The following is a 20007-nucleotide window of genomic DNA, read 5'->3' on the forward strand; positions in this document are numbered from 1 at the left end:
GGTTCTAATCCGGAAGGAAGCCGGACGCAGGCATCGGCGGCTCGTGGATCGTATCGCCGGCGGCAAGCTGATAGATCAGCCGGTCCCCGTTCCAAGGCTGCCATGGCAGCGTGCCGTCGCGCGCGAAGCCGACCCAGATCGCGTGGGTCCGCGCGGCCAGCTCGTTGGGCGGCGTTTCCCCGGCCAGGCCGCGAGGTCCTGTCACCGTTGCGAGGGTCTTGAACACGAAGGGCATCTCGATGCCATGGCAAGCACCCAGCTCGCCACCGCTGGCTGTCGAGCGCCAGTCCATCTCGTACATGAACGTGCGTCCCTTGTGCGCCGAGGCGAACTGGCGGGCGGGCCAGCGGAACACGAGATCGGACATCGCCCGCGTCATCGCCACGCCTGCGCGAATGCCTTTCTGCCCGAAACCATAGGCCTTGAGCGCGGCGCGCGCAGCAGGGTGCGAACGCGACAGCAGCCACCATGCCAGGAGCCCGGGGATCTTGTCGCGAAAGCCGGTCGGCACGAAGTAGAGGTTCATCTCCTCCGCATTGGTGCCGATCAGCAGATCCACTTCCACACCCGCTCCCCGGCGCAGTGCATCGACCGGCTTGAGTGGCAGCACGTCGTCGCCCCATACCGGAATGAACCGACTGATGCCGTAGACCGGCTCGAACCCTGCAGCGTCGCGCAAGTCCACCGCCAGCGGCTTGGCAACCTTTTCGAGCGCATCGCTTGCCTGCTCGTGGGTCACCTTGCCGAACCCTGCGGCATCAGGCGTGACCTTGAGCAGGCGCGCTAGCTTGCGCACCAGTCGCTGCGCCACCGCAATGTCGCGCACCATGGCACCGTGCCCGCTCTGGATGATGGCCCGGCCAAACAGCCCGCGCGCCAAAGGCGATGCGACGAGGTTGGCAATCGCCATGGCGCCCGCGCTTTCGCCAAAGACGGTCACATTGGCCTTATCGCCGCCGAAAGCGGCGATGTTGTCCTGTACCCACCGCAGTGCGAAGAGCATATCGCGGAGGCCGAGGTTGGTCGGCACTCCAGGAACCGGCAGGAAGCCGTCGATGCCCATGCGATAGTTGATGGCCACGCAGATCACGCCCGATCGCGCGAAAGCGCTGCCATCGCTGACCGGCGCATCCTTGCTGCCGACGACGAATCCACCCCCGTGGATCCACACCATCACCGGCGCGCCGTCCGCATTCTCGGGTGCCCAGACATTCACGCGCAGATAGTCGCCATCGCTACCGTCACTGCCTCTGCCTATCAGCGGGATGACGTCTAGCTGCGGCATCTCGCGGACCTGGTGCGGAGCAGAAGGGCCAGGATCGACGGCCTCAAGCACTTTGGTCCACGACGCGGGTGGCTGCGGCAGTTCGAAGCGGACCGGCGGCGCGGCGTAGGGGATTCCCAGAAACGTGCGCACGCCACCTGAGAGGCGCCCGCGCACCGGTCCGGCTTCGGTCATGACTGGAGTCAGGATCACATCACTCATGCGCGCAGCATGCGCTCGTGGGCGCCCCGCGTCATCCCCCGGGCGCTATGCCGATCGGCAGTCCCATTGTGCATTTGTCCGAAGGGCGTCGGCGTAAAGCCAACAGCCTGACCTTTTGCGTCGGTGAGTCCCAGCCCTTAAGCCCAATTCTCAGGCCCAGCCCGCAAGCACCGCCTTTAGCCCTCGTCGTCGATCACTTCAGGCTTGGTGATCTTGGCCATGCGCGAGTTGTACTTGACCGTCTTCACCGCGATCGAGGTCTCGACATGGTGGACGCCATCGATGGCGAGGATCTTGTCCGAGGCCAGTTCGACCAGCGCGTCCAGTTCATCGATCAGGCACAGCGCGGCGAGGTTGAATTCGCCCATCGTGATCAGCACTGCGTTGATGCCGGGAATGTCGGCCACCACCTGCGCCACTTCGCGCACGCGGTGCACGTCGACCTGGATGTTGATGAAGGCAAGGCGCGCGCGCTTGCCCATTTCGAAGCCGGTGATCGCGGTGAACGCGATCAGCCCGTCCTGCTGCAACCGCTTGATGCGGCCGCGCACGGTGCCTTCGGTCACGCCCAGTTCCGCCGCGATCTTGCGGTTGGAAACGCGCGCGTCGCTCGAGAGCATTTCGATCAGCTGCTGGTCGAGCGCGTCAAGTGCCGGTGCCGCCATGGTTCAGCCCTCCCGGCCCGTAAACTTGATGTTGGCCGCGCCCGCGCGGCCCGCAATCGGGGCCACGTCGAACTTGTACTTGATGATGTCGACCACCACCGCTGGGGTAAGCGAGCGGATGCCGCGCACGCCGGACAGGTCCTCAAGCAGGAACTGCGACAGGTCGTCGAAATCATGCAGCGCCACGAGCATGTCGATATCGTAGCGGCCCGTCACCAGATGCGTTGCGAAGACTTCCGGCAAGGCCGCCAGTTCCGCCGCCACTTCCGAAGCGGGGCGCCCGTCAACCTCGACCGAAATGCGAAGCAGCACGTTGAAGCCGTGCGCGGTGAAGTCCGATACCGCCACCACGCGCAGCTGGTCGGCATCTTCCATGCGCTTGATGCGCGTCGAAACCGTCGTCGCCGTAAGCCCGAGCTTCTCGGCGATCTGCTGGTTGTTGGCCCGCCCGTTCAGGCGGAGTTGTTCGACGATGTTGAGATCGGTCGCGTCGTAGCTGAAAGTCTGCGTCATGGTCCCCGGCGTGCCGCCCGAATTGTCTCGGGCGGGTTTGCGCAAGGGGGGGTGATCCGTCAACCTCATTATAGACCGATCCAGCGGCAAAGGCGGATCATGCGCAAGGTTTGGCGCGGTTTTGCTCCGCAGACGCCGTGCATGTCACGCATGGGCGACATCGGACGCAGGTTCGCCAGCCAATGCGCGCACCGCATCGGCCGCGCCGCGCATCGCGCCCTCGATATAGCCGACGCCATTGGCATCGCCGATCGCGTGGACGGTAAATCCGGCCGCGCGCAAGGTTTCGGCCAGCGAAAGGTCGCCCTCGGCACCCTTGGCCACGATCACGTTGCCCGCCGGCACCACGACCTGCTCGCCCGCCGCATTGACGAAGCTCACGCTGTCCTTGCCGATTACGATATCGCGCGCCCCGCCATGCAGCCCGACGCCATGCTCGGTCAGCTCCGCCATGATCCGCATCCGCCGCACCAGCGTCAGCCCCTTGCCCAGCCGTGGCGCTTCCTCGATCACGTTGACCGTGCGCCCGCGCTCGCACAGGAACTCGGCCAGCTCCAGCCCGACCAGCTCGCCGCCGATGATCGTCACGCTGTCGGCCAGCGGCATCCACGCATGGGTCGCCTTGCGCACCAGCGCGAGGTTTGCCGTCGCCCCGGTCGCCGCGCCGACCTTGGTGGCAAGCCGCGTGAACAGCCCGGTCTTGCGCTTCAGGGCTGCCGTATCCTCGCCCAGCATCATCGCGCGCATGTCGTCGCCCGAATAGACATGATCCTGATCGTTGCCGGGAATGGCAGGCATCCCGCGCACCGCCCCGCTCGCCACGATCACCGCCTCGGCACCCAGCGAGCGCAGCAGTTCTGGCGTCGCAACTGTCGAAAGCCTGACCTCGACCCCCGCCTCGGCCACTTCGCGCTTCAACCATTCGAGCACGCGCTCGTTGGGCTCATAGGCAAGGCTGGCAAAGCGCAGCGTGCCGCCCAGCCGGTCCGACTTCTCGATCAGCGTGACCTTGTGGCCCAGCGCCGCCAGCCTGCGCGCCGCTTCCATGCCGCCGGGACCACCGCCCACCACGGCGAACTTGCGCGGACTGTCGGCAGGAGCGACCGCGCCCTTGAACTCCAGCCCCAGATCCGGGTTCACCGCACAGCGCGCGCTCTCCCCCATGTAGATCGCGCTGACGCAGGTGTAGCAATAGACGCAAGGCCGCACCTTCTCGTCCTGCCCTTGGCTAAGCTTCCTCGGCAGGTGCGGATCAGCCAGCAGCTTGCGCCCCATCGCCACGAAGTCCGCCTCGCCCCGGCCGATCGTCGCATCCGCCGTCTCCACCTCGACGCGGCCCGCGCCGATCACCGGGATCGAAACCACCGCGCGTATCGCCTTGGCCGCCGGAAGGTTCCAGTCCTCGATATGCGGGATGTTCGATTCCGAATGGAGCTTGCCCACCGCCGTATCGTGATAGGCCGTGACCGCAATCGCATCGACGCCCGCCGCCTCGACCAGCTTGGCCGCCTCCTGCGCCATTTCCAGCGTGATCCCGCCGGGCTTGCCCACTTCGCGCGAATCGAGCTTGATCCACACCGGGTAGTCCCTGCCCACTTCGGCGCGGATCGCGCGGATCACGTCGCAAGTCAGCCGCAGCCGGTTCTCCAGACTGCCGCCGTACTGGTCGGTGCGGGTATTGGTATAGGGCGAGGTGAACGAGGACAGCAGGTAGCCGTGACCGCCGTGGATCTCCACGCCATCGAACCCCGCCTCCTTCGCGCGGCGCGCGCCAGCCGCAAACTGGCTGACGGCAAGATCGATGTCGTCCTGCTCCAGCACCTTGATCTCGGGCATCTTCATGCCTGCCAGCGCCTGCAGTTCCTCCATCAGGAAGTAGTCGATGAAGCTGCCCTTGGGCGCGGGCGGCACTGCAGGACCCCACAGCTTGTGCCCCCAGCGGTTGAACGAATAGCCCGCCACAAACCCGCCATGGTGCAGCTGCGCGGCGATCTTCGCCCCATGCTTGTGCACGCGGTCGGTCATTTCCCTGAGCTTGGGAATGAAGCGGTCCTCGGAGATCGCGGTCTGCCCCACGGCCACCGCGCCCACCGGCCAGGCCACGCCCGCCACGCCCGAGACGATCAGCCCGACGCCGCCTTTGGCCTGCTCCTCGTGATAGGCCATGATCCGCTCGCCCACGGTGCCATCGTCTTCCGAAAAGCTGACCCCCATCGCGGCCACGGCAATGCGGTTCCTCGTCTCCATCGTGCCGATGCGGCCCGGCGAGAGCAGGTGGGGATAGCGGTTCGAGGTCATGCTGGCAGCTCCGTGATGCCGGAGCGAAGGACAAGCGCGAATCTTGCGCAGCCATCCTCTTATCCCCGGCCATTATCTTATCTTGCGTAATTCATGATCTATTGATTTACGTTTTTCAAGGGGAATGGCGCAGGCGCAAGCTGAAATTCGCAAAGCCTACCCGGCCAGCGACGCAAGCAGCGCCACCAGCTGCGCCTGCCGGTGCACCCCGGTCTTGGCGAAGACCGCGCGCAGTTGCACCTTGGCGGTGTTGTGCGCAATGCCCAGCGCCTTTGCCGCCTCGACCAGGCTCATCCCCTCGGCCAGCACCGATGCCAGCCGCGCCTCGGCCATGGTCAGGCCGAGTAGTTCGCGCAAGGCAGCCGGGTCCTTGCGGCTTTCCGCGCCCTGCTGGCGATGGGGACTGGCAAGGAACAGCGCCAGCGCCCCGGTCCCGGCGTGAATGGCGCTAAGGTCCAAGGGCCGCGCCGTCACCACCACATCGCCGTGGCCGGGCCGCTCGATACGGAACCGCGTGAGTCCGCTGGCACGACGCCCATCGGCGAGCAACTCGCCCACCAGCCGCTGGTGCGCTCCATCGGCAAAGGCCAGCTCCTCGCCGCGCCGTTTCAATCCCTCGTCCTGCGCCAGCAGGCTCTCGGCCAGCGCATTGCTGCTGACGATCCGGCGATTGCGATCAAGCACCAGCAGCGCAAGCCCCAGCCCTTGCGCCGTCGCATGGAACATGCCGTGCTCGGCCCCTGCAAACTGTAGCTTCTCGAACAGGGTCACCGCGATGCGCAGATGCTGCGCCAGCGCCTGCAGCCGCGCGCGCTCCTCGCGGGTGAAATCGGGCAGCGAATTGTGGCGGCTGACCCGGAACCGCGCCTCGTAGCGCCCGTCGTCGGGCCGCCCTGCCCTGCCCCCGCCAAAATGCAGATCGATCCCCAGCACCCGGTCGAACCCGCTCTGGGCCATCGCGCGCCGGTAGGTGGCAAAGGCGCTGTCGGGCAGGTCGGCCATGAACTCGGCATAGGACGTGACCACGCCATCGCTCAGCCCCTGAAACGGGTCCTCGGCAAACAGCGTCTCGGTATAGGCGGCATCGAAATCAGGGCTCGACCCCGGCGTCAGGAATGTCGCAGGCTGGCGCTTGCCCGGCGCCGTGATGATCAGCGTCGCAAAACTCGCCTCCATCCACCGCGCCAGCGCCTCGAGAAACGCCCGCCACGGCTGCTCCCCCCCCACGCCCGGCGACACCCCGGCATAGAGCCGGGCCAGCAAATCCGAAAACCCCTCGTCAATCGCTCCACCCATGCACGCAGCATAGGCCGCGTACCCGCGATCCGACAACCGCCAAGCACCTAAGCCCGCAAACCGTCACCCCGGCGCAGGCCGGGGCCCATGCCCTATCGCCGCGCACAACATCTGCGAAACGCCACCATTCCCGCAGCATCTCCCCCTGCAGGCCCCCCGCCGCATGGTACATCCCGGACAATGAAAGGCGGCTGGGTTTACATCATGACCAACCGGCCCAATGGCACGCTCTACACCGGCGTGACCGCAGACCTCGCCGCCCGCGTAACCCAGCACCGCGAAGGCCGCGGCTCGTCGTTCTGCCGCCAGCACGGCCTCGTCCGCCTCGTCTATGCCGAACGGCACGACGAGATCGAGGCTGCCATTGCCCGCGAAAAGCAGATCAAGGAATGGCGCCGCGCCTGGAAAATCCGCCTGATCCATTCAATCAACGGCGGCTGGGACGACCTGTTCGACCAGCTGGCCTATCTCTAGGCCATTACTCTAGCGCTGGCCGCAAGGTCATGGGCCCCGGCCTCCGCCGGGGCGACGAGAAGGTGAGATCGCTCCAATCTCCGTCGCCCCGGCGAAGGCCGGGGCCCACAACCTCACCGCATGACGCAACCGTGGAAGAACCAACCCGCCGGACCAGCGCCTCACCTCACAACCAGCGCCAACAGAAAGCACGTGGATCCCGGCCTTCGCCGGGATGACGCTGAGAGTGGAACGAAAAGTCTTACGTCACCCCGGCGAAGTCCGGGGCCCACGCCCTCGCACCATGAACCGACAGAGCTGAACCCTACTCCGCCGCCTCCATCACGTCTGCTGCCTCAAGCGCGCGGAAGTGCGGGATGACCTTTTCGCCGATGTTGCGGATGGTCTCCATGATCACGTCGTGCGGGATGCCGCCCATCTGGAAGATGAAGAGGATCTCGTCGGCGCCTGCGTCCTTCAACCGCTGGACATAGCGGATGCAGTCGTCGGGCGTACCATAGGCGTCCTGCGCCACGGTGTAGTTCGAAAGATGCTCGTCCCCCACCGGGATCGCCTCTTCCGAAAGGTAAGCGATGGTCTGCTGCTTGCCCTGCTCGAGCACCTTGGCATGATCCTCGGCGTCGAGGTCCTCGTCGACCGTCGGCTTGGCCCCGCCCTGATACCAGTAGGCGATGGATTCGGCGAAGAAGCGCTGGCCGCGCAGGCCGATCTTGCGCGCCTTGTCGCGGTCATCCAGCACCGTCGCGGCGCAGAGTGCGGCCAGATGCTCGGTCGGACGGAAGCCCACCTGATCCTCGGCCTTGCGGGTGCGGAAAGCCTCGCGGTAGATCGCGTTCTTCTTGGCGATCTCCTCTGGCCCCGAAAAGCCCAGCACCAGCGCGCCGATGCCGCGCGCCCCTGCCGCCAGCAGCGTGTTCTCGCGCGTGCAGGCCATGTACATCGGCGGGTGCGGGTCCTGCCACGGCTTGGGGTGGATCGGGCGCTTGGGGATCTTGATATAGGTGCCGTCGTGCTCGATCTCGTCCTGCACCATGATCTTGGGGATCAGGTACATCGATTCATCGATCATCGGCTGCAACTCGTTCAGGTCATAGCCAAACGTCCCCGCCTCCTGCTGCGTCCCGCCCTTCCCCACGCCGAAGTGCAGGCGCCCCTGCGAAAGGATGTCGAGCGTGGCAATCCGCTCGGCCACCTTGACCGGATGGTTCATCGCTGGCGGCAGGCAGACCACGCCATGGCCGATGTGGATGCGGCTCGTCGCCCCGGCAATGAACGCCAGCACCGTCTCGGGCGCAGACATGTGCGCGTACTGCGTCAGCGCGGTATGCTCGACGCACCAGATGCAGTCGAAACCCATCTTTTCGGCATACTTCGCCTGCTCGACGATCTGGAGGAACACCGCGCGCTCGTTCTCGCGGCTCGCGTCCACCATCTGCGCTTCATAGATGATCGAGAATTTCATGTCGCTCTCTCCGGGCACCGCCCTGTTCTCGGGCGTTTTGGTTCCGGAGCCGAAGCTATCGCACGCAGCACGCGCGCGCATAACCCGATCGGGTTACGCATATGCTCGCTTCGCCGCGTATTGCCCGATAACCAGAGGAGAGTGCGATGACAGAGCAATTCAGAGGCGGCGTGGCCGTGATCACCGGCGCCGCATCGGGTCTCGGCGCAGGCCTTGCCCGGCAGGCCGCAACGCTCGGCATGATCGTCGTCGCCGCTGACGTAAACCTCGAAGGCGCGCAGAGCGTGGCCACCGGGATCGTCGCCAGCGGCGGCCGCGCCGAGGCCTTCGCCTGCGACGTCTCCCGCGCGGAGAATCTCGAAGCCCTCGCCGCCCACGTCTATCAGCGCCACGGCGCGGTGCGCCTGCTAGTCAACAACGCCGGGATCGAGACCGTCGGCTACACCTGGGACATCCCCGCCGATCGCTGGGACCGCACGCTGGCGATCAACGTCGGCGGCGTGATCCACGGCGTGCGCGCGTTCGTGCCGCGCATGCTCGAAGGCGGCGAGCCCGCGTGGATCGGCAATGTCGCCTCGGTCGGCGCGCTGGGTGCGATGCCCGCGCAGACCGCCTACATCACCGCCAAGCACGCGGTGCAGGCGTTCAGCGAATGCCTCCATCTCGAGATGGAACTGAAGGCCGCGCCGATCCGCGTCAGCTCGATCCTCCCCGGCCCGGTCCGCACCGCGATCTTCGATGCCGCCAACAACACCGGCGAGCCCACCAGCGCGCAAGGCCACCGCGCCGCGATGGACGCGATGATGCGCGAACACGGCATGGACCCTGACGAGGCGGCAGCCCTGATCCTCGCCCAGATGGCGCAAGGCAGGTTCTGGGTCCTCACCCACCCCGAAATGGCGCAAGCGATGCTGCAGGCCCGCGCCGCCTTCCTCACCGGCCAGACGCCCCCGCAGATGCCCGACATCGCCCGCCAGGTCGCGGTGGAATAAGCCCTATTGCGCGGCGGAAAGGTCCTGCGCCGACCAACCGCCGCCCAGCGCCTGATAGAGACTTACCCGTGCGTTCAGCGCATCGGCCCGCGCCTGGATCAGCGCGAGCTCCGCGCTCAGCAGCCCGCGCTGGGTGTCGAGCTGTTCGAGCAGCGGCGAATAGCCTTCGCGATAGCGATTGCCCGCCAGCCGGTTCGCCTCGGCCAGCGCATCGCGCTGCGTCGTCTGGATCGCAACCTGCCGGTCCAGCCCCTCGACCGAGGCCAGCGCATCGTTGACCTCGCGAAACGCCGTCAGCGCCGCCTTGCGATAGCCGAATGCCGCCGCATCGCGCTGCGCGCCAGCCGCTTCGGCCCCCGCCCGCAGCCGTCCGCCTTCGAACAGCGGTGCCAGAATGCTCCCGCCGATCGACCACAGCCCGACAGGGTTCGCCAGCAGGTTCGAGAACGCCACCCCCGCCGATGCCGAAAGCCGCAGCGATGGCAGGAACCGCTTGCGCGCCGCCGCCAGATTGCTGTCGGTCGCGGCCAACTGGTACTCGGCCTGCGCCACATCCGGCCTGCGCCGCAGCAATTCGGACGGCAGCGCCTCAGGCACCGGCGGCTTGGTCAGCGCGGCAAGCCCCTCGGCCCGCTCCACCGGCCCCGGCACCCGCCCCGCCAGCACGCTCAGGGCATTCTCCGCCTTCGCCAGCGCCTGCTCCAGCGCGGGCACCAGCACCAGCGCCGCCTGATAATCGACCTCGGCCTGCTGCAATTCCAGCTTGGGCGAATAGCCCACGTCCACCCGCCGCCTGATCAGGTCGCGAGAGCCCTTCCGCGTCTCTGCCGTGCGCCGGGCCAGCGCCAGCCGGTCATCGAGCGCCAGCAGCGTGACATAGGCATTGGCCGTGGCCGAGGCGACCGAGAGCCGCGCCGCATCGCGCGCCGCCTGGCTCGCCAACCAGCCAGACCGCGCAGCGCTCACCTGATCCGACAGGCGCCCGAACAGGTCCACTTCCCACGCCGCCTGCAACTGCGGCTGCGCGGCGCGCTGTACCACCGGCGTGCCGAACGGGCTGATCGTGCGCGAATCCGTTGCCCCCAAGGCTGCGTCCAACGAGGGCAACATCGCCGAGCGCGCCAGATCCTGCTGCGCCCGCGCCTCACGCACCCGCGCCGCGGCAATGTTGATATCGGCATTGCGCGCCAGCGCCTCTTCCACCAGCGCCGCCATCTGCGGATCGCCAAAGCTGCGCCACCACTCCGCTGTCACGGGGACCCCGGGACCAAGGTCAACCCGAAATGCCCCCGGTGCCTCCACCGGCGGCACTTGCGCGGTCTTCACCTGCGGCCCGGCGCAACCCGCCAGCAGAGCCACCGCGCCAAGCAGTGCGCGCCTCATGACCCGGTATCCACCCGCGCTTCAACCGACATCCCCGGTCGCAACCGCTTCGCCAGTGCCTGCCCCGGATCGACCCTGATCCGCACCGCAATCCGCTGCGCCACCTTCACGAAATTGCCCGTCGCATTGTCGGCCTTCAGCACCGCGAATTCGGACCCCGCAGCCGGTGCAATGTTCTCAACCTTGCCGGTCAATTCCTCGCCCGCCAGCGCATCGACGGTGAACTTCGCCACCTGCCCCACCGCCATCTGTGCGGTCTGCGCTTCCTTGAAGTTGGCGATCACCCAGATCTCGTCGGGCACGAGGAACAGCAGCTGCGTCCCCGCCGTCACGAAAGCCCCAAGCCGCACGCCCACTTCGGAAAGCTGCCCGTCCTCGGGCGCGCGGATCACGGTGTTTTCAAGGTCCACCTCGGCCGCATGCAACTGCGCCCGCGCCGCCTCGACCGAGGCCGCCAGGCCCCCTCGCCCGACGATCACGCTCTTCACGTCCTGCTCGCCCACACCGCGCGCCGCCTCGGCCTGCCGCACGCTGGCTTCTGCCGCCAGCAGCGCGGCGCGCGTCTGGTCGCGCTCGCGTTCGGAGATCGAGCCATCGCCGACCAGCGCCGATGCCCGCGCCATGTCGGCCCGCGCCTTGGCAAGGTTGGCCTGCGCGCTCGAAATCGCCGCGTCCTGCCCGCCCAGCGCCGCCTTGCGTGACCGTTCGCTCTGCTGCGAATTGGCCAGCGCCGCTTCCTGCGCCGCAAGGTTCGCGCGCGCCTGTTCGACCTTGGCCCGGTATTGCCGCTGGTCGATCACCGCGATCGCCTGCCCCTTCTTCACCCGGGCGAAGTCCTTGACGAAGACCTGCGTGACATAGCCGCTGACCTGCGGGCTGATCACCGTCACCTTGCCCCGGACATAGGCGTTGTCCGTCGATTGCGAGAGGCCCGCGAACGGCGGCAAGTGCCACGCATAGAGCACCGCAATCACCGCGCCCAGCACCGCCAGCGCAATCAGCGCCAACCGCCCCCGGTTCGGGCGCGGCGGCTTCCAGCCGTCAGCAGGGGCAGCGCCTGAGGCTGGCGCGGCTTCGGTCTCGCTCATTCGGGTGTCCTTTGGGGGGTGGTTGAAGGTCTCGCCGCCGCCGCGGCGGCCTGCATCTGAAGCTTCTGCAAGGTGACCAGCGGCGATTCCTCGCCCTTGCGCTGTATCCGCCAGCGTTCGAAGTACGACCAGATCGCCGCCAGCACCGCCAGCACGCCGACAAGCAGAAACATGTCGTTGAACGCCAGAATGTTGGCCTCGCGCGTCACCTGCTGCGAAAGGATTCCGGCGCCCTGCAGATTGCGCAGCACCGGATCGCCGATGGCCCGCGCCACCAGCCGCCCGCCCGCCGCAATCCGCGCCGCCACTTGCGGGTCGGTCATCACGATCGACTGCACCAGCTCGGCCGAATGCATCTTCTCGCGCACCACCTGGAACGTGCCGAGCAGCGCCGCACCCAACAGTCCGCCCAGCGACTGGCTCATCGTGAACAGCACGGTAAAGCTCACGAAATTGCGCGGTCCCGCCAGCAGCGTGCGCGCAAGGCCAATGATCATCGCCTGTGCCAGAAACAGGATCGAGGCGAACCCGATCAGCGCCTGGCTGAGGTAGAAGTTCTCGGGCCGCGTCAGGTTGGTCGCCCCCATATCGAGGAAGGCGGCAATCGCGATCAGCACCAGCGAGATCGAAATCGGCCGCGCCGGCTTTTCCGGATTGATCGTCAGCAGCGCCACCACCAGCCCCGCAATCGAAGCCGCTATGATCACCAGATTGAGGCCGACCATCTGCTCGTTGGTCATCCCCACCACGGTCAGCAGCCCGACAGAGCCGAAGGCCTGCTCCGAAAGCAGCACGCGCACTGCCGCAGCAATGCCGATCAGCCGCACCATCTCACGCGTGCCCAACCAGCGCGTGTTGATCAGCGGATTGCGGCGGAAGTGCTCGATCACGAAGGCGCTCGTCACCATCACCAGCCCGCCGATCAGCGCCCAGCCCATCCACGCCCGGCTCGTCCACCACTCGATCCGCCCTTGTGTCAGTACCGCGATCAGCAGCGACATTCCCGGCACCAGCAGCGCGATGCTCAAGGCGTCACCCTTCTCAAAGGCCTTGCTGCGCTCACTTGGCGGCAGCGGCAGCGCAAGGATCGCAGCGAGGCTCGCCAGTCCCAGCCCCAGCTCGAACCAGTAGAGCATGTGCCAGTCGCCCGAGATCAGCAGCGAGGGCGAGACCACCCGCGCCAGCGGCGTTGCGATCTGCGGCACCGAAATGCCGATCATCAGCCCCGCCAGCCGCTTGGCCGCAGGCATCGCCTGCATCAGGTAGAGGATGGTCAGCGTCGACAGCGCACTGCCCGCAAGTCCCCCTGCCGCCCGCACCACGATGGCCGACCAGAAGCCGTGGACGAACAGGTGGAACACCGTCGCCACCACATAGACGCCCAGCATCCAGCGGATGAACGGCTGCAGCCCGAACTGCTGGCGGTATTTCACCAGCACCAGATTGGCCACGGTATTGGTCATGAGATAGGCCGCTGTCAGCCACGCCGCCTCGTCCGGCCCCAGCCCCAGCGTGCCTTGCGCAAACGGCAGGTTCACCGCGATCAGCGCATTGCCAAGGCCGCCCGCAAGGCCAATCAGCACACCGATGGCCGCATAGGCCACGCGGCGGCGCGCGGGATGATCCGGGTTCGCGGGCGAACCGGGCAGCGTCGGTCTCTCATGGGGCTTGAACTCGTAGGCTCCAGCCTCAGCCATCATGCTTCCCTGTGCCAAGATCCAAGCCTGTCCGGACGAAACGCCCCCCGCCGCGTCCGGCTAGCCCCAGCCCACCGCAAGACGAAATGCGCCTGCGCGTGACAACTCCCAACAGGGCTGAACGTTCCAGCCCAGCGAAGAAATCCTGCCCCCTTTACCCCGTCATCCCCGGCGAAGGCCGGGCCCCCGCGCCCTCGCGCTCCCACACCAACGCCGCGCAAACACCACCACCCCGCAGCCCCGCGCCCCCAACTCACCGCCCAACCAACCCGCACCGCCATAGGCCCCGGCCTACGCCGGGGCGACGCAGAACCCGCTCCCTAAACCCCCGTCGTCCCGGCGTAGGCCGGGACCCACGCCCTCGCGCCTCGCGCAACGACAGGCTTGCACGCCCCATCGGATCGAGAAACACTCCACCGCAACGGCTGGACTCGCACCCCGATTGCGCGTCCAATGACGCGACATCAGCGTGCTTGAGATGTTTCACCACCGCATTGCGCGATTGAAGGAAATCGGTTAACCACTCGCCCAAACAGCTTCAAACAGGCGGGCGATGTCGGATCAGAATTCAATAGTCAGCCAGATCGGTGATCTTGCCTCAGCGGGCGAGAAGATGATCGAGCGCCTGCGCCGCAAGGCTTTCCTGCCAGACAGTCGCAAGGGACTCAATGTCCGCATCGGCATTGCCGAGGCCGCGCAGCTGCTCGGCTGTTCGACGAATCGCATCCGCATGGCCGAAGACGATGGCCGCCTGCCCCCTCCCCCTGCGGGCGACAACGGGCGGCGGCTCGGCTATTCGATGGAAGAGCTGATGCACATGCGCGAAGTGCTTGGCGCCTCCCCTGCCCGCGCACCCGACGATGTGCCCGCGATCATCGCGGTGCAGAACTTCAAGGGCGGCGTCGGCAAGTCCACCGTCACCACCCACCTCGCCCACTATTTCGGCGTGCAGGGCTACCGCGTGCTGGTGGTGGACTGCGACAGCCAGGCGACGACGACCACGCTGTTCGGCTTCAACCCGCACTTCAACATCACGCGCGACGAAACGCTCTATCCCTATCTCTCGATCGACCCGACGCAGACTGACCTGCTTTACGCGGTCAAGCGCACGCCCTGGCCCAATGTCGATCTGATCCCCTCGAACCTCGAACTGTTCGATGTGGAGTACGAACTTGCCGCATCCGGGGCCGATGGCCAGTCGGTCCTCGCCGCGCGCTTCCGCAAGCTGAAGGCCGGACTGATGGACATGGCGCGCGATTATGACATCGTCATCCTTGATCCGCCGCCCGCGCTCGGCACCATCTCGCTCGCAGTGATGCAGGCGGCCAATGCCCTGCTTGTGCCGCTGGCTGCCACCACACCCGATTTCTGCTCGACCGTGCAGTTCCTCTCGATGATGGACCAGGTCATCGCCCAGCTGATCGAGGCGGGCATCGCGGTGGACTACAGCTTCGTCCGCCTGATCTGCTCCAAGTTTGATGGCGGCGATCCCAGCCACGAAATGGTCCGTACGATCATGGAGCAGACCTTCGGCCCCGCCCTGCTCCCGGTGCCCATCCTCGAAAGCGCCGAGATCAGCCACGCAGCGCTACGGATGATGACGGTCTACGAACTCGAAAAGCCGATCGGCACCCCGCGCACCCACAAGCGCTGCCGCGCCAACCTTGATGAGGCGATGGGCCAGATCGAACAGCTCGTCCGCGCAGGCTGGGGCCGCGTCGCCCCGGCAAGGGAGGAGGACGTGATCCATGCGTGAGGGTGTTTCCGCTTTCCTACACGGAAATGTTCACTTTATGTTCCGCGCCTTTCGCAAAGAGGTGATTCATGGCGCGTAAGCAATCCGATTATCTCGCCGCCCTACTGGCGGACGAGGAAGCCATCGAGACCAAGTCCGCCGCGCCTGATGGCCCAGGCGGCGCGGTCGAGGTCGTGGCCGAGGAACCGGCGCAGCCCCCTTCCCCCACTCCGGCCGCGCGCCACGAACGCCTGCGCGGCACCACCTTGCTCGGCCGCGAGAGCGCGCTGGCGCGGGTCGCCTCGGGCGAAGTGCGGCAGGTCACGCAGCTCCTGCTCGATCCGGCGCGGGTGCGGGTGTGGAAGGGCAATGCCCGTTCCTACGAACACCTCTCGGTCGAATCCTGCCGCGAGCTGATCGATTCGATCATTGCCGAAGGCGGCCAGAAGGTCCCCGCCGTCGTCCGCCGCATCGATGGCGATCCGGACCATGACTACGAAGTCATCGCGGGCACCCGCCGCCACTGGTCGATCTCGTGGCTCCGCCGCCATTCCTATCCGGACATGCAGTTCGTGGCGCAAGTCGCCCAGCTGGATGACGAAGCCGCCTTCCGCCTCGCCGATCTCGAAAACCGCGCGCGCAAGGACGTCTCGGATCTCGAACGCGCGCGCAACTATGCGCAGGCGCTCTATGACCACTACGGCGCCCACCTCACCCGCATGGCGGAACGGCTAAACCTCTCAAAAGGCTGGCTTTCCAAGATGCTGAAGGTGGCATCCCTGCCCGACGCCGTGGTTGCGGCCTTCGCCAGCCCGGCAGACGTCCAGCTCAAGCCCGCCTACCCGCTGGCCCATGCGCTCGACAATCGCGAGCTGGCCCCCGGCATCCTGCGCGAGGCCAAGACCATCGCCCGCTTGCAGGACGAGCGGCGCAACGCGGGCGATCCGGCAATCCCGGCAAACGAGGTGATCGCGCGCCTGATGGCCGCGTCTGCGCCCAAGGCCGATGGCCCTCCCCGCGAGATCGTGATCAATGGCCGCGGCGGACGCCCCGCCATCACGCTGCGTTCGATCAACCGGCAGGGCGTAACCCTGCGTTTCCACGCAGGCTCAGGCATGCACCTCGACGCCCTCCTCGAACTGGCGCGCGAAGCCCTGACCGAGCTCGAGGACGAGGGCCGGAGCATCCTGCTCTGATGGAACAGGGGGGGAGGAGCGCTGCGAGGTTTGAGTGTTTCCCCGGGGAAACACTCTTGGCACGCGCCCCTGCCCCTTTCATCAGGACACGTGTTTCCCCGGGGAAACATCACGGAACACGGCACAGGCCTCGCTACAGACTCACCCCATTCCCCAACCCTTCTGCCTGTTTAGCTACGCAGAACTTCACTTCGCTACGTTTCCCCGGGGAAACGAGCCGAAGGCGCGTTCGGCGAAGCCAAACACGCCCGAAAGCCCCCTCCCCTTGACCCGCGCCAGCACATCCAGATCCGCATCATCCGGCGAGCAGTTCGACCTGTTCCTGCCCTATGTGGCAGACATGCCGATGCGCGATCAGCGCGAGATGATGGAGCGGCCGTTCTTCAGCCTCGCCAAGTCGAAGCGCGTCAAGCCGATCGACTACACCTCGCCCGACGGCAAGCTGTGGGTCCACGTCTCGGCCAGCCCCGAATATGGCATGGCGACGATCTGGGATGCCGACATCCTGATCTATTGCGCGAGCGTGCTGGCCGACATGGCGCGGCGCGGGGTGAACGATGTGCCGCGCAAGCTGCATCTCATGCCCTACGACCTGCTGCGCGCGATCGGCAGGCCGACCACGGGCCGCGCCTACGAACTGCTCGGGCAATCGCTCGACCGCCTGGTGGCGACGACGATCAAGACCAACATCCGTGCGGAGAACAGGCGCGAGGCGACCTTCTCCTGGCTCGATGGCTGGACGCAGCTGGTCGATGAAAAGACCGAACGTTCACGCGGCATGACCATCGAGCTGTCCAACTGGTTCTGGGAAGGCGTGATGATGAAGGGCGGCGTGCTCTCCATCGACCGCGCCTATTTCAACATCACCGGCGGGCGCGAGCGCTGGCTCTACAAGGTGGCGCGCAAGCATGCGGGCGGGGCAGGGGAAGAGGGCTTTGCCATCTCCATGCCGACGCTGTTCGAGAAATCCGGCGCGGAAGGCGAATACCGCCGCTTCAAGTTCGAGATCCTCAAGCTCGCCGAAAAGGACGCGCTGCCCGGCTACGGCCTCAGCGTCGAAACCGCCAAGGGTGGCGAACCGATGCTGCGGATGCGCCGGATTGACGGCAAGGACGGGGCCGAGCGGGCGCTGCCACGCGGAGAGGGGGGCGGGGCTGGCATCCTTCGACAGGCTCAGGATGAGCGGACGTTGTTCGAGCCAGACCCTGAATTCGCACGGCCCGCACCTGCCCCCGAATACGATCAGCCTGAGCTTGTCGAAGGCCCATCGCGCAAGAGTGTTTCCCCGGGGAAACACTCGCGCCAAGACTCCGCCAAAGCCGAAACCGTCGATGCATCCGCACTGATCCGGCGCGCGGTGGCGGGCTTAAGCGATACGGCGACGCGCGGGCTCATGACCGACGAGACCATCGAGACCCTGCGCGCCACGTGCCCCGGCTGGGACCTTCACGCGCTCCACGCCGAGTTCGAGAAGTGGGTCAACGCCGATGCCGCGCGGCTTCCGGCCAACTGGCAGAAGGCCTTCATCGGCTTCGTCAAGCGCCACCACGAGAAGCACGGCCACACGCTGCGGCGCTGATGCCGTAGGGCCTGCGTTCGCAAAATGTCGTTTCCGAAAGCCGCGCCGTTCCCGAAGTGTCGGGCGCATTTTGCCGTTGATCCCTGCCTGTTCCAACGCGCTCGCGCTTTCCACAGAATTTGAACGTCCTTGTTGGAGTTCTGTTGGAAAGTGATTCAATCGCAGGTGCTCAAACACCGCATTTCCGGACCGTCGATACATCAGGAACGCCGATTTGCAGACCTTCGACACTCCGGGAACGATGCTTCGACCTATCAGGAACAATCCGCCGATCCTTCGGGAACGCTGCATCGACATTCCGGGAACGCAAGGTTTGGCGCGAATCGCCGGAACATGGCGAGTCGGAGACGCCAGCGGGGAGCTTAACTTTTCTAACTACCTATAAAAGCCTCTAACAGCGCAGGAAACTTCGCTTGTTTCGGGATAAGGGGAGAAGGGGTCAATCCTCGACCGCAATGCCCAGCTTGCGCAGACGATCCTCGATATCGGCCATCTCGCTGTCGAACGACTGGAGGATCGCCTCGACCTCGGGCGCAGGGGTCGAAACCGAAGGCGGACGCCCGCGTTCGGCGCTGCGCAGGCCGAGGGATATGGCGATATCGGGCGCGACGTAGGTCCGCCAGGAACCGCGGCCGGAGACTTCGGCGAGGAGCCCCAGGGCGGTAGCGCGTTCGAGCAGCTTGCCTGCGCCCGAGACAGTGAGCCCCGTCAGCCGAGCGAGGCTGCGGGCGGCGAGGCAGGGACGGGCGAGAGCAATCCGGCCGAGGTCTGCGAGCTTCCCGGGGCGGTGCTCAGCGGCGATGGCGCGGGCAGTGCGGCGCGCGGTAGCCTCAAGCCGGTCAAGGCGCTCCAGACCGTCCTCAGCCTGCTTCCTGACGGTCCTGAGCAGGCGGCGCAGGAGCACAGGGCGCGGGTCCATGGCGAAGCGCTGGGCGGCGTCTCCGGGGACCATGCAGGGCAGGGCGGTGCGGGTGAGGCCGATGCGGCGCAAGGTCATTGGGAAGGCGAGCCACGGGGCCACGGTGCGGTCCGCACGCGCGGCGGCGTCGAGCAGGTGGAGCGCGCGGATCAGGGCAGGGGCCTCGCGCCAGCCAGCGGGCGGATCGAAGGTGAAGGGCTGGCCATCGGCCCAGTGGCGGCCATCGGGTTCGGTGAGGAGGGCGGCCCAAGACTCGTAGGCGGCGAAGGGTTCGTCCTCGGTGCGGACGAGGGCGCGGCCGGGGAGGCGCAGGCCGCAGCGCTCGGCAATAATGTCGATTTCCTCGACCGGCGACTGCTGCAGCGCAAGCGCGGCGGCATAGCCTGCCCACGAGGCGCGCAGGAGCCAGGCCGGGCGCAAGGGACTGGCCGAAACGCGGGCGTCCAGACGGGCCAGTGCGGCGGATGCCTCCGCCAGACTGTCGGCCAGCGCGGGCGTCCAGGCAATTGCGGTGAGGGGGAGGGGAGGGGTGGCCACGGACAGGATTATAGACTGAAAGTCCCCTTTCAGTCCACGTGCTTTGATGGCCTTTGGGGGCCAGTGCCCGGTGAGAAAAGCCTCAGCCTGCCGGCTCGGCGGGGCGGCGACCTTTCTGGCGCCCGTTGTAGACGACGAAGGAGCCCACTGCCACGGCAAAGAACACGAAGATCAGCACCCAGGTCACGACAAGGGCGGTCTGGATGTTGGAGATGCTCGACGCGGTCCAGACCTGACCGGGATCGTTGTCTGCGCTGGTCAGCAGCCACTGGTAATCGCCGGGGCATTGCGAGGTTGCGTCGATCTCCTCCATGCTTCGGGCGAGCTTGGCGACCAGCGGCTTCCAGCCGCAGCCCAGCACCAGCGGTTGCTCGATCGTCGGCACCGAGACGACGAACTTCATGTGCAGATAGACCTGCGCGAGCAGGGCAAGCGCGAACGCCGTGGTCCCGCCGATGAACACCCGGGCAAAGCCCTTGCGGGTGCGCGGCAGGAACATGAACAGCATGGCCACGGTGAGGAAGGTCAGGGTGGCGGTGACGAACGAGAGGTCATCGGCGCCCGGCGGGGCAAGGCCCGAGGCCGCACCGATGATCGGGGCAATCGCAGCCCCGGTGGCGGCAAGTGCGCCCACGGTGCCAAACTGCTTGAACAGGTCTTGAAAGCGTTCGAGCGGCGTCATGGCTT

General features: G+C 66.6%; 16 protein-coding genes. 5 read left to right on the forward strand and 11 right to left on the reverse strand.

What is annotated here, in order from left to right:
• Positions 1 to 4: 4 nt before the first annotated feature.
• The 5 genes from ACZ1JX_RS18025 to ACZ1JX_RS18045 all read right to left on the reverse strand — a co-directional run bounded on the left by ACZ1JX_RS18025 (position 5) and on the right by ACZ1JX_RS18045 (position 6258).
• Complete coding sequence (locus ACZ1JX_RS18025) at positions 5 to 1486, reverse strand: carboxylesterase/lipase family protein (RefSeq protein ID WP_465126727.1); 1482 nt, start codon at positions 1484 to 1486, stop codon at positions 5 to 7.
• Positions 1487 to 1662: 176 nt separating this feature from the next.
• Positions 1663 to 2151: an Lrp/AsnC family transcriptional regulator gene (locus ACZ1JX_RS18030; protein WP_465126728.1), complete on the reverse strand. Its 489-nt coding sequence runs from the start codon at positions 2149 to 2151 to the stop codon at positions 1663 to 1665.
• Positions 2152 to 2154: 3 nt separating this feature from the next.
• Entirely contained in the window at positions 2155 to 2664 is a 510-nt protein-coding gene (locus ACZ1JX_RS18035) for an Lrp/AsnC family transcriptional regulator (RefSeq protein ID WP_465126729.1), read from the reverse strand.
• A 144-nt stretch (positions 2665 to 2808) separates the two neighbouring features.
• Positions 2809 to 4962, reverse strand: a complete 2154-nt coding sequence (locus ACZ1JX_RS18040) for an oxidoreductase (RefSeq protein WP_465126730.1) — start codon at positions 4960 to 4962, stop codon at positions 2809 to 2811.
• A 156-nt stretch (positions 4963 to 5118) separates the two neighbouring features.
• A complete protein-coding gene (locus tag ACZ1JX_RS18045) occupies positions 5119 to 6258 on the reverse strand; it encodes a helix-turn-helix transcriptional regulator (protein ID WP_465126731.1) in 1140 nt (379 codons plus the stop codon).
• Between the two features lie 180 nt (positions 6259 to 6438).
• Between ACZ1JX_RS18045 and ACZ1JX_RS18050 the strand changes: the two genes are divergently transcribed.
• Positions 6439 to 6732 (forward strand): GIY-YIG nuclease family protein, encoded by a 294-nt coding sequence (locus tag ACZ1JX_RS18050; RefSeq protein WP_465126732.1) that lies wholly within the window; start codon positions 6439 to 6441, stop codon positions 6730 to 6732.
• Between the two features lie 304 nt (positions 6733 to 7036).
• On the opposite strand, the gene ACZ1JX_RS18055 is transcribed toward ACZ1JX_RS18050, so the two are convergent.
• Positions 7037 to 8194 carry an LLM class flavin-dependent oxidoreductase gene (locus ACZ1JX_RS18055; protein ID WP_465126733.1) on the reverse strand — a complete coding sequence of 386 codons (1158 nt, stop codon included), beginning with the start codon at positions 8192 to 8194 and terminating at the stop codon, positions 7037 to 7039.
• Positions 8195 to 8340: 146 nt separating this feature from the next.
• Here ACZ1JX_RS18055 and ACZ1JX_RS18060 point away from each other — a divergent pair, with 146 nt between their 5' ends.
• Positions 8341 to 9186, forward strand: a complete 846-nt coding sequence (locus tag ACZ1JX_RS18060; RefSeq protein ID WP_465126734.1) for an SDR family NAD(P)-dependent oxidoreductase — start codon at positions 8341 to 8343, stop codon at positions 9184 to 9186.
• Positions 9187 to 9189: 3 nt separating this feature from the next.
• Here the strand turns inward: ACZ1JX_RS18060 and ACZ1JX_RS18065 are convergent, their stop codons facing one another.
• Genes ACZ1JX_RS18065 through ACZ1JX_RS18075 form a run of 3 tightly spaced genes read right to left on the reverse strand, consistent with a single transcriptional unit; the run spans position 9190 to position 13372 of the window.
• Positions 9190 to 10569 (reverse strand): efflux transporter outer membrane subunit, encoded by a 1380-nt coding sequence (locus ACZ1JX_RS18065; protein WP_465126735.1) that lies wholly within the window; start codon positions 10567 to 10569, stop codon positions 9190 to 9192.
• Positions 10566 to 11657, reverse strand: a complete 1092-nt coding sequence (locus ACZ1JX_RS18070) for an HlyD family secretion protein (protein ID WP_465126736.1) — start codon at positions 11655 to 11657, stop codon at positions 10566 to 10568. The genes ACZ1JX_RS18065 and ACZ1JX_RS18070 overlap by 4 nt, the downstream gene beginning before the upstream one ends.
• Positions 11654 to 13372 (reverse strand): MFS transporter, encoded by a 1719-nt coding sequence (locus ACZ1JX_RS18075; protein ID WP_465126737.1) that lies wholly within the window; start codon positions 13370 to 13372, stop codon positions 11654 to 11656. The genes ACZ1JX_RS18070 and ACZ1JX_RS18075 overlap by 4 nt, the downstream gene beginning before the upstream one ends.
• A 535-nt stretch (positions 13373 to 13907) precedes the next feature.
• Here ACZ1JX_RS18075 and ACZ1JX_RS18080 point away from each other — a divergent pair.
• The 3 genes from ACZ1JX_RS18080 (at position 13908) to ACZ1JX_RS18090 (ending at position 17864) form a co-directional block, all read left to right on the forward strand.
• On the forward strand, positions 13908 to 15110 hold the full coding sequence (locus tag ACZ1JX_RS18080; protein WP_465126738.1) for an AAA family ATPase: 1203 nt from the start codon (positions 13908 to 13910) through the stop codon (positions 15108 to 15110).
• Positions 15111 to 15178: 68 nt separating this feature from the next.
• Positions 15179 to 16285, forward strand: a complete 1107-nt coding sequence (locus ACZ1JX_RS18085) for a ParB/RepB/Spo0J family partition protein (protein ID WP_465126739.1) — start codon at positions 15179 to 15181, stop codon at positions 16283 to 16285.
• 340 nt (positions 16286 to 16625) lie between these two features.
• Positions 16626 to 17864 carry a replication initiator protein A gene (locus ACZ1JX_RS18090; protein ID WP_465126865.1) on the forward strand — a complete coding sequence of 413 codons (1239 nt, stop codon included), beginning with the start codon at positions 16626 to 16628 and terminating at the stop codon, positions 17862 to 17864.
• 439 nt (positions 17865 to 18303) lie between these two features.
• Here the strand turns inward: ACZ1JX_RS18090 and ACZ1JX_RS18095 are convergent, their stop codons facing one another.
• Both ACZ1JX_RS18095 and ACZ1JX_RS18100 read right to left on the reverse strand, forming a co-directional pair.
• Positions 18304 to 19320 (reverse strand): hypothetical protein, encoded by a 1017-nt coding sequence (locus tag ACZ1JX_RS18095; RefSeq protein ID WP_465126740.1) that lies wholly within the window; start codon positions 19318 to 19320, stop codon positions 18304 to 18306.
• 82 nt (positions 19321 to 19402) lie between these two features.
• Positions 19403 to 20002, reverse strand: coding sequence for a hypothetical protein (locus ACZ1JX_RS18100; protein ID WP_465126741.1), 600 nt, complete (start codon positions 20000 to 20002; stop codon positions 19403 to 19405).
• Positions 20003 to 20007 lie beyond the last annotated feature (5 nt).

The sequence above is a fragment of the Novosphingobium sp. BL-A-41-Hi4A-0G genome, assembly GCF_055521735.1.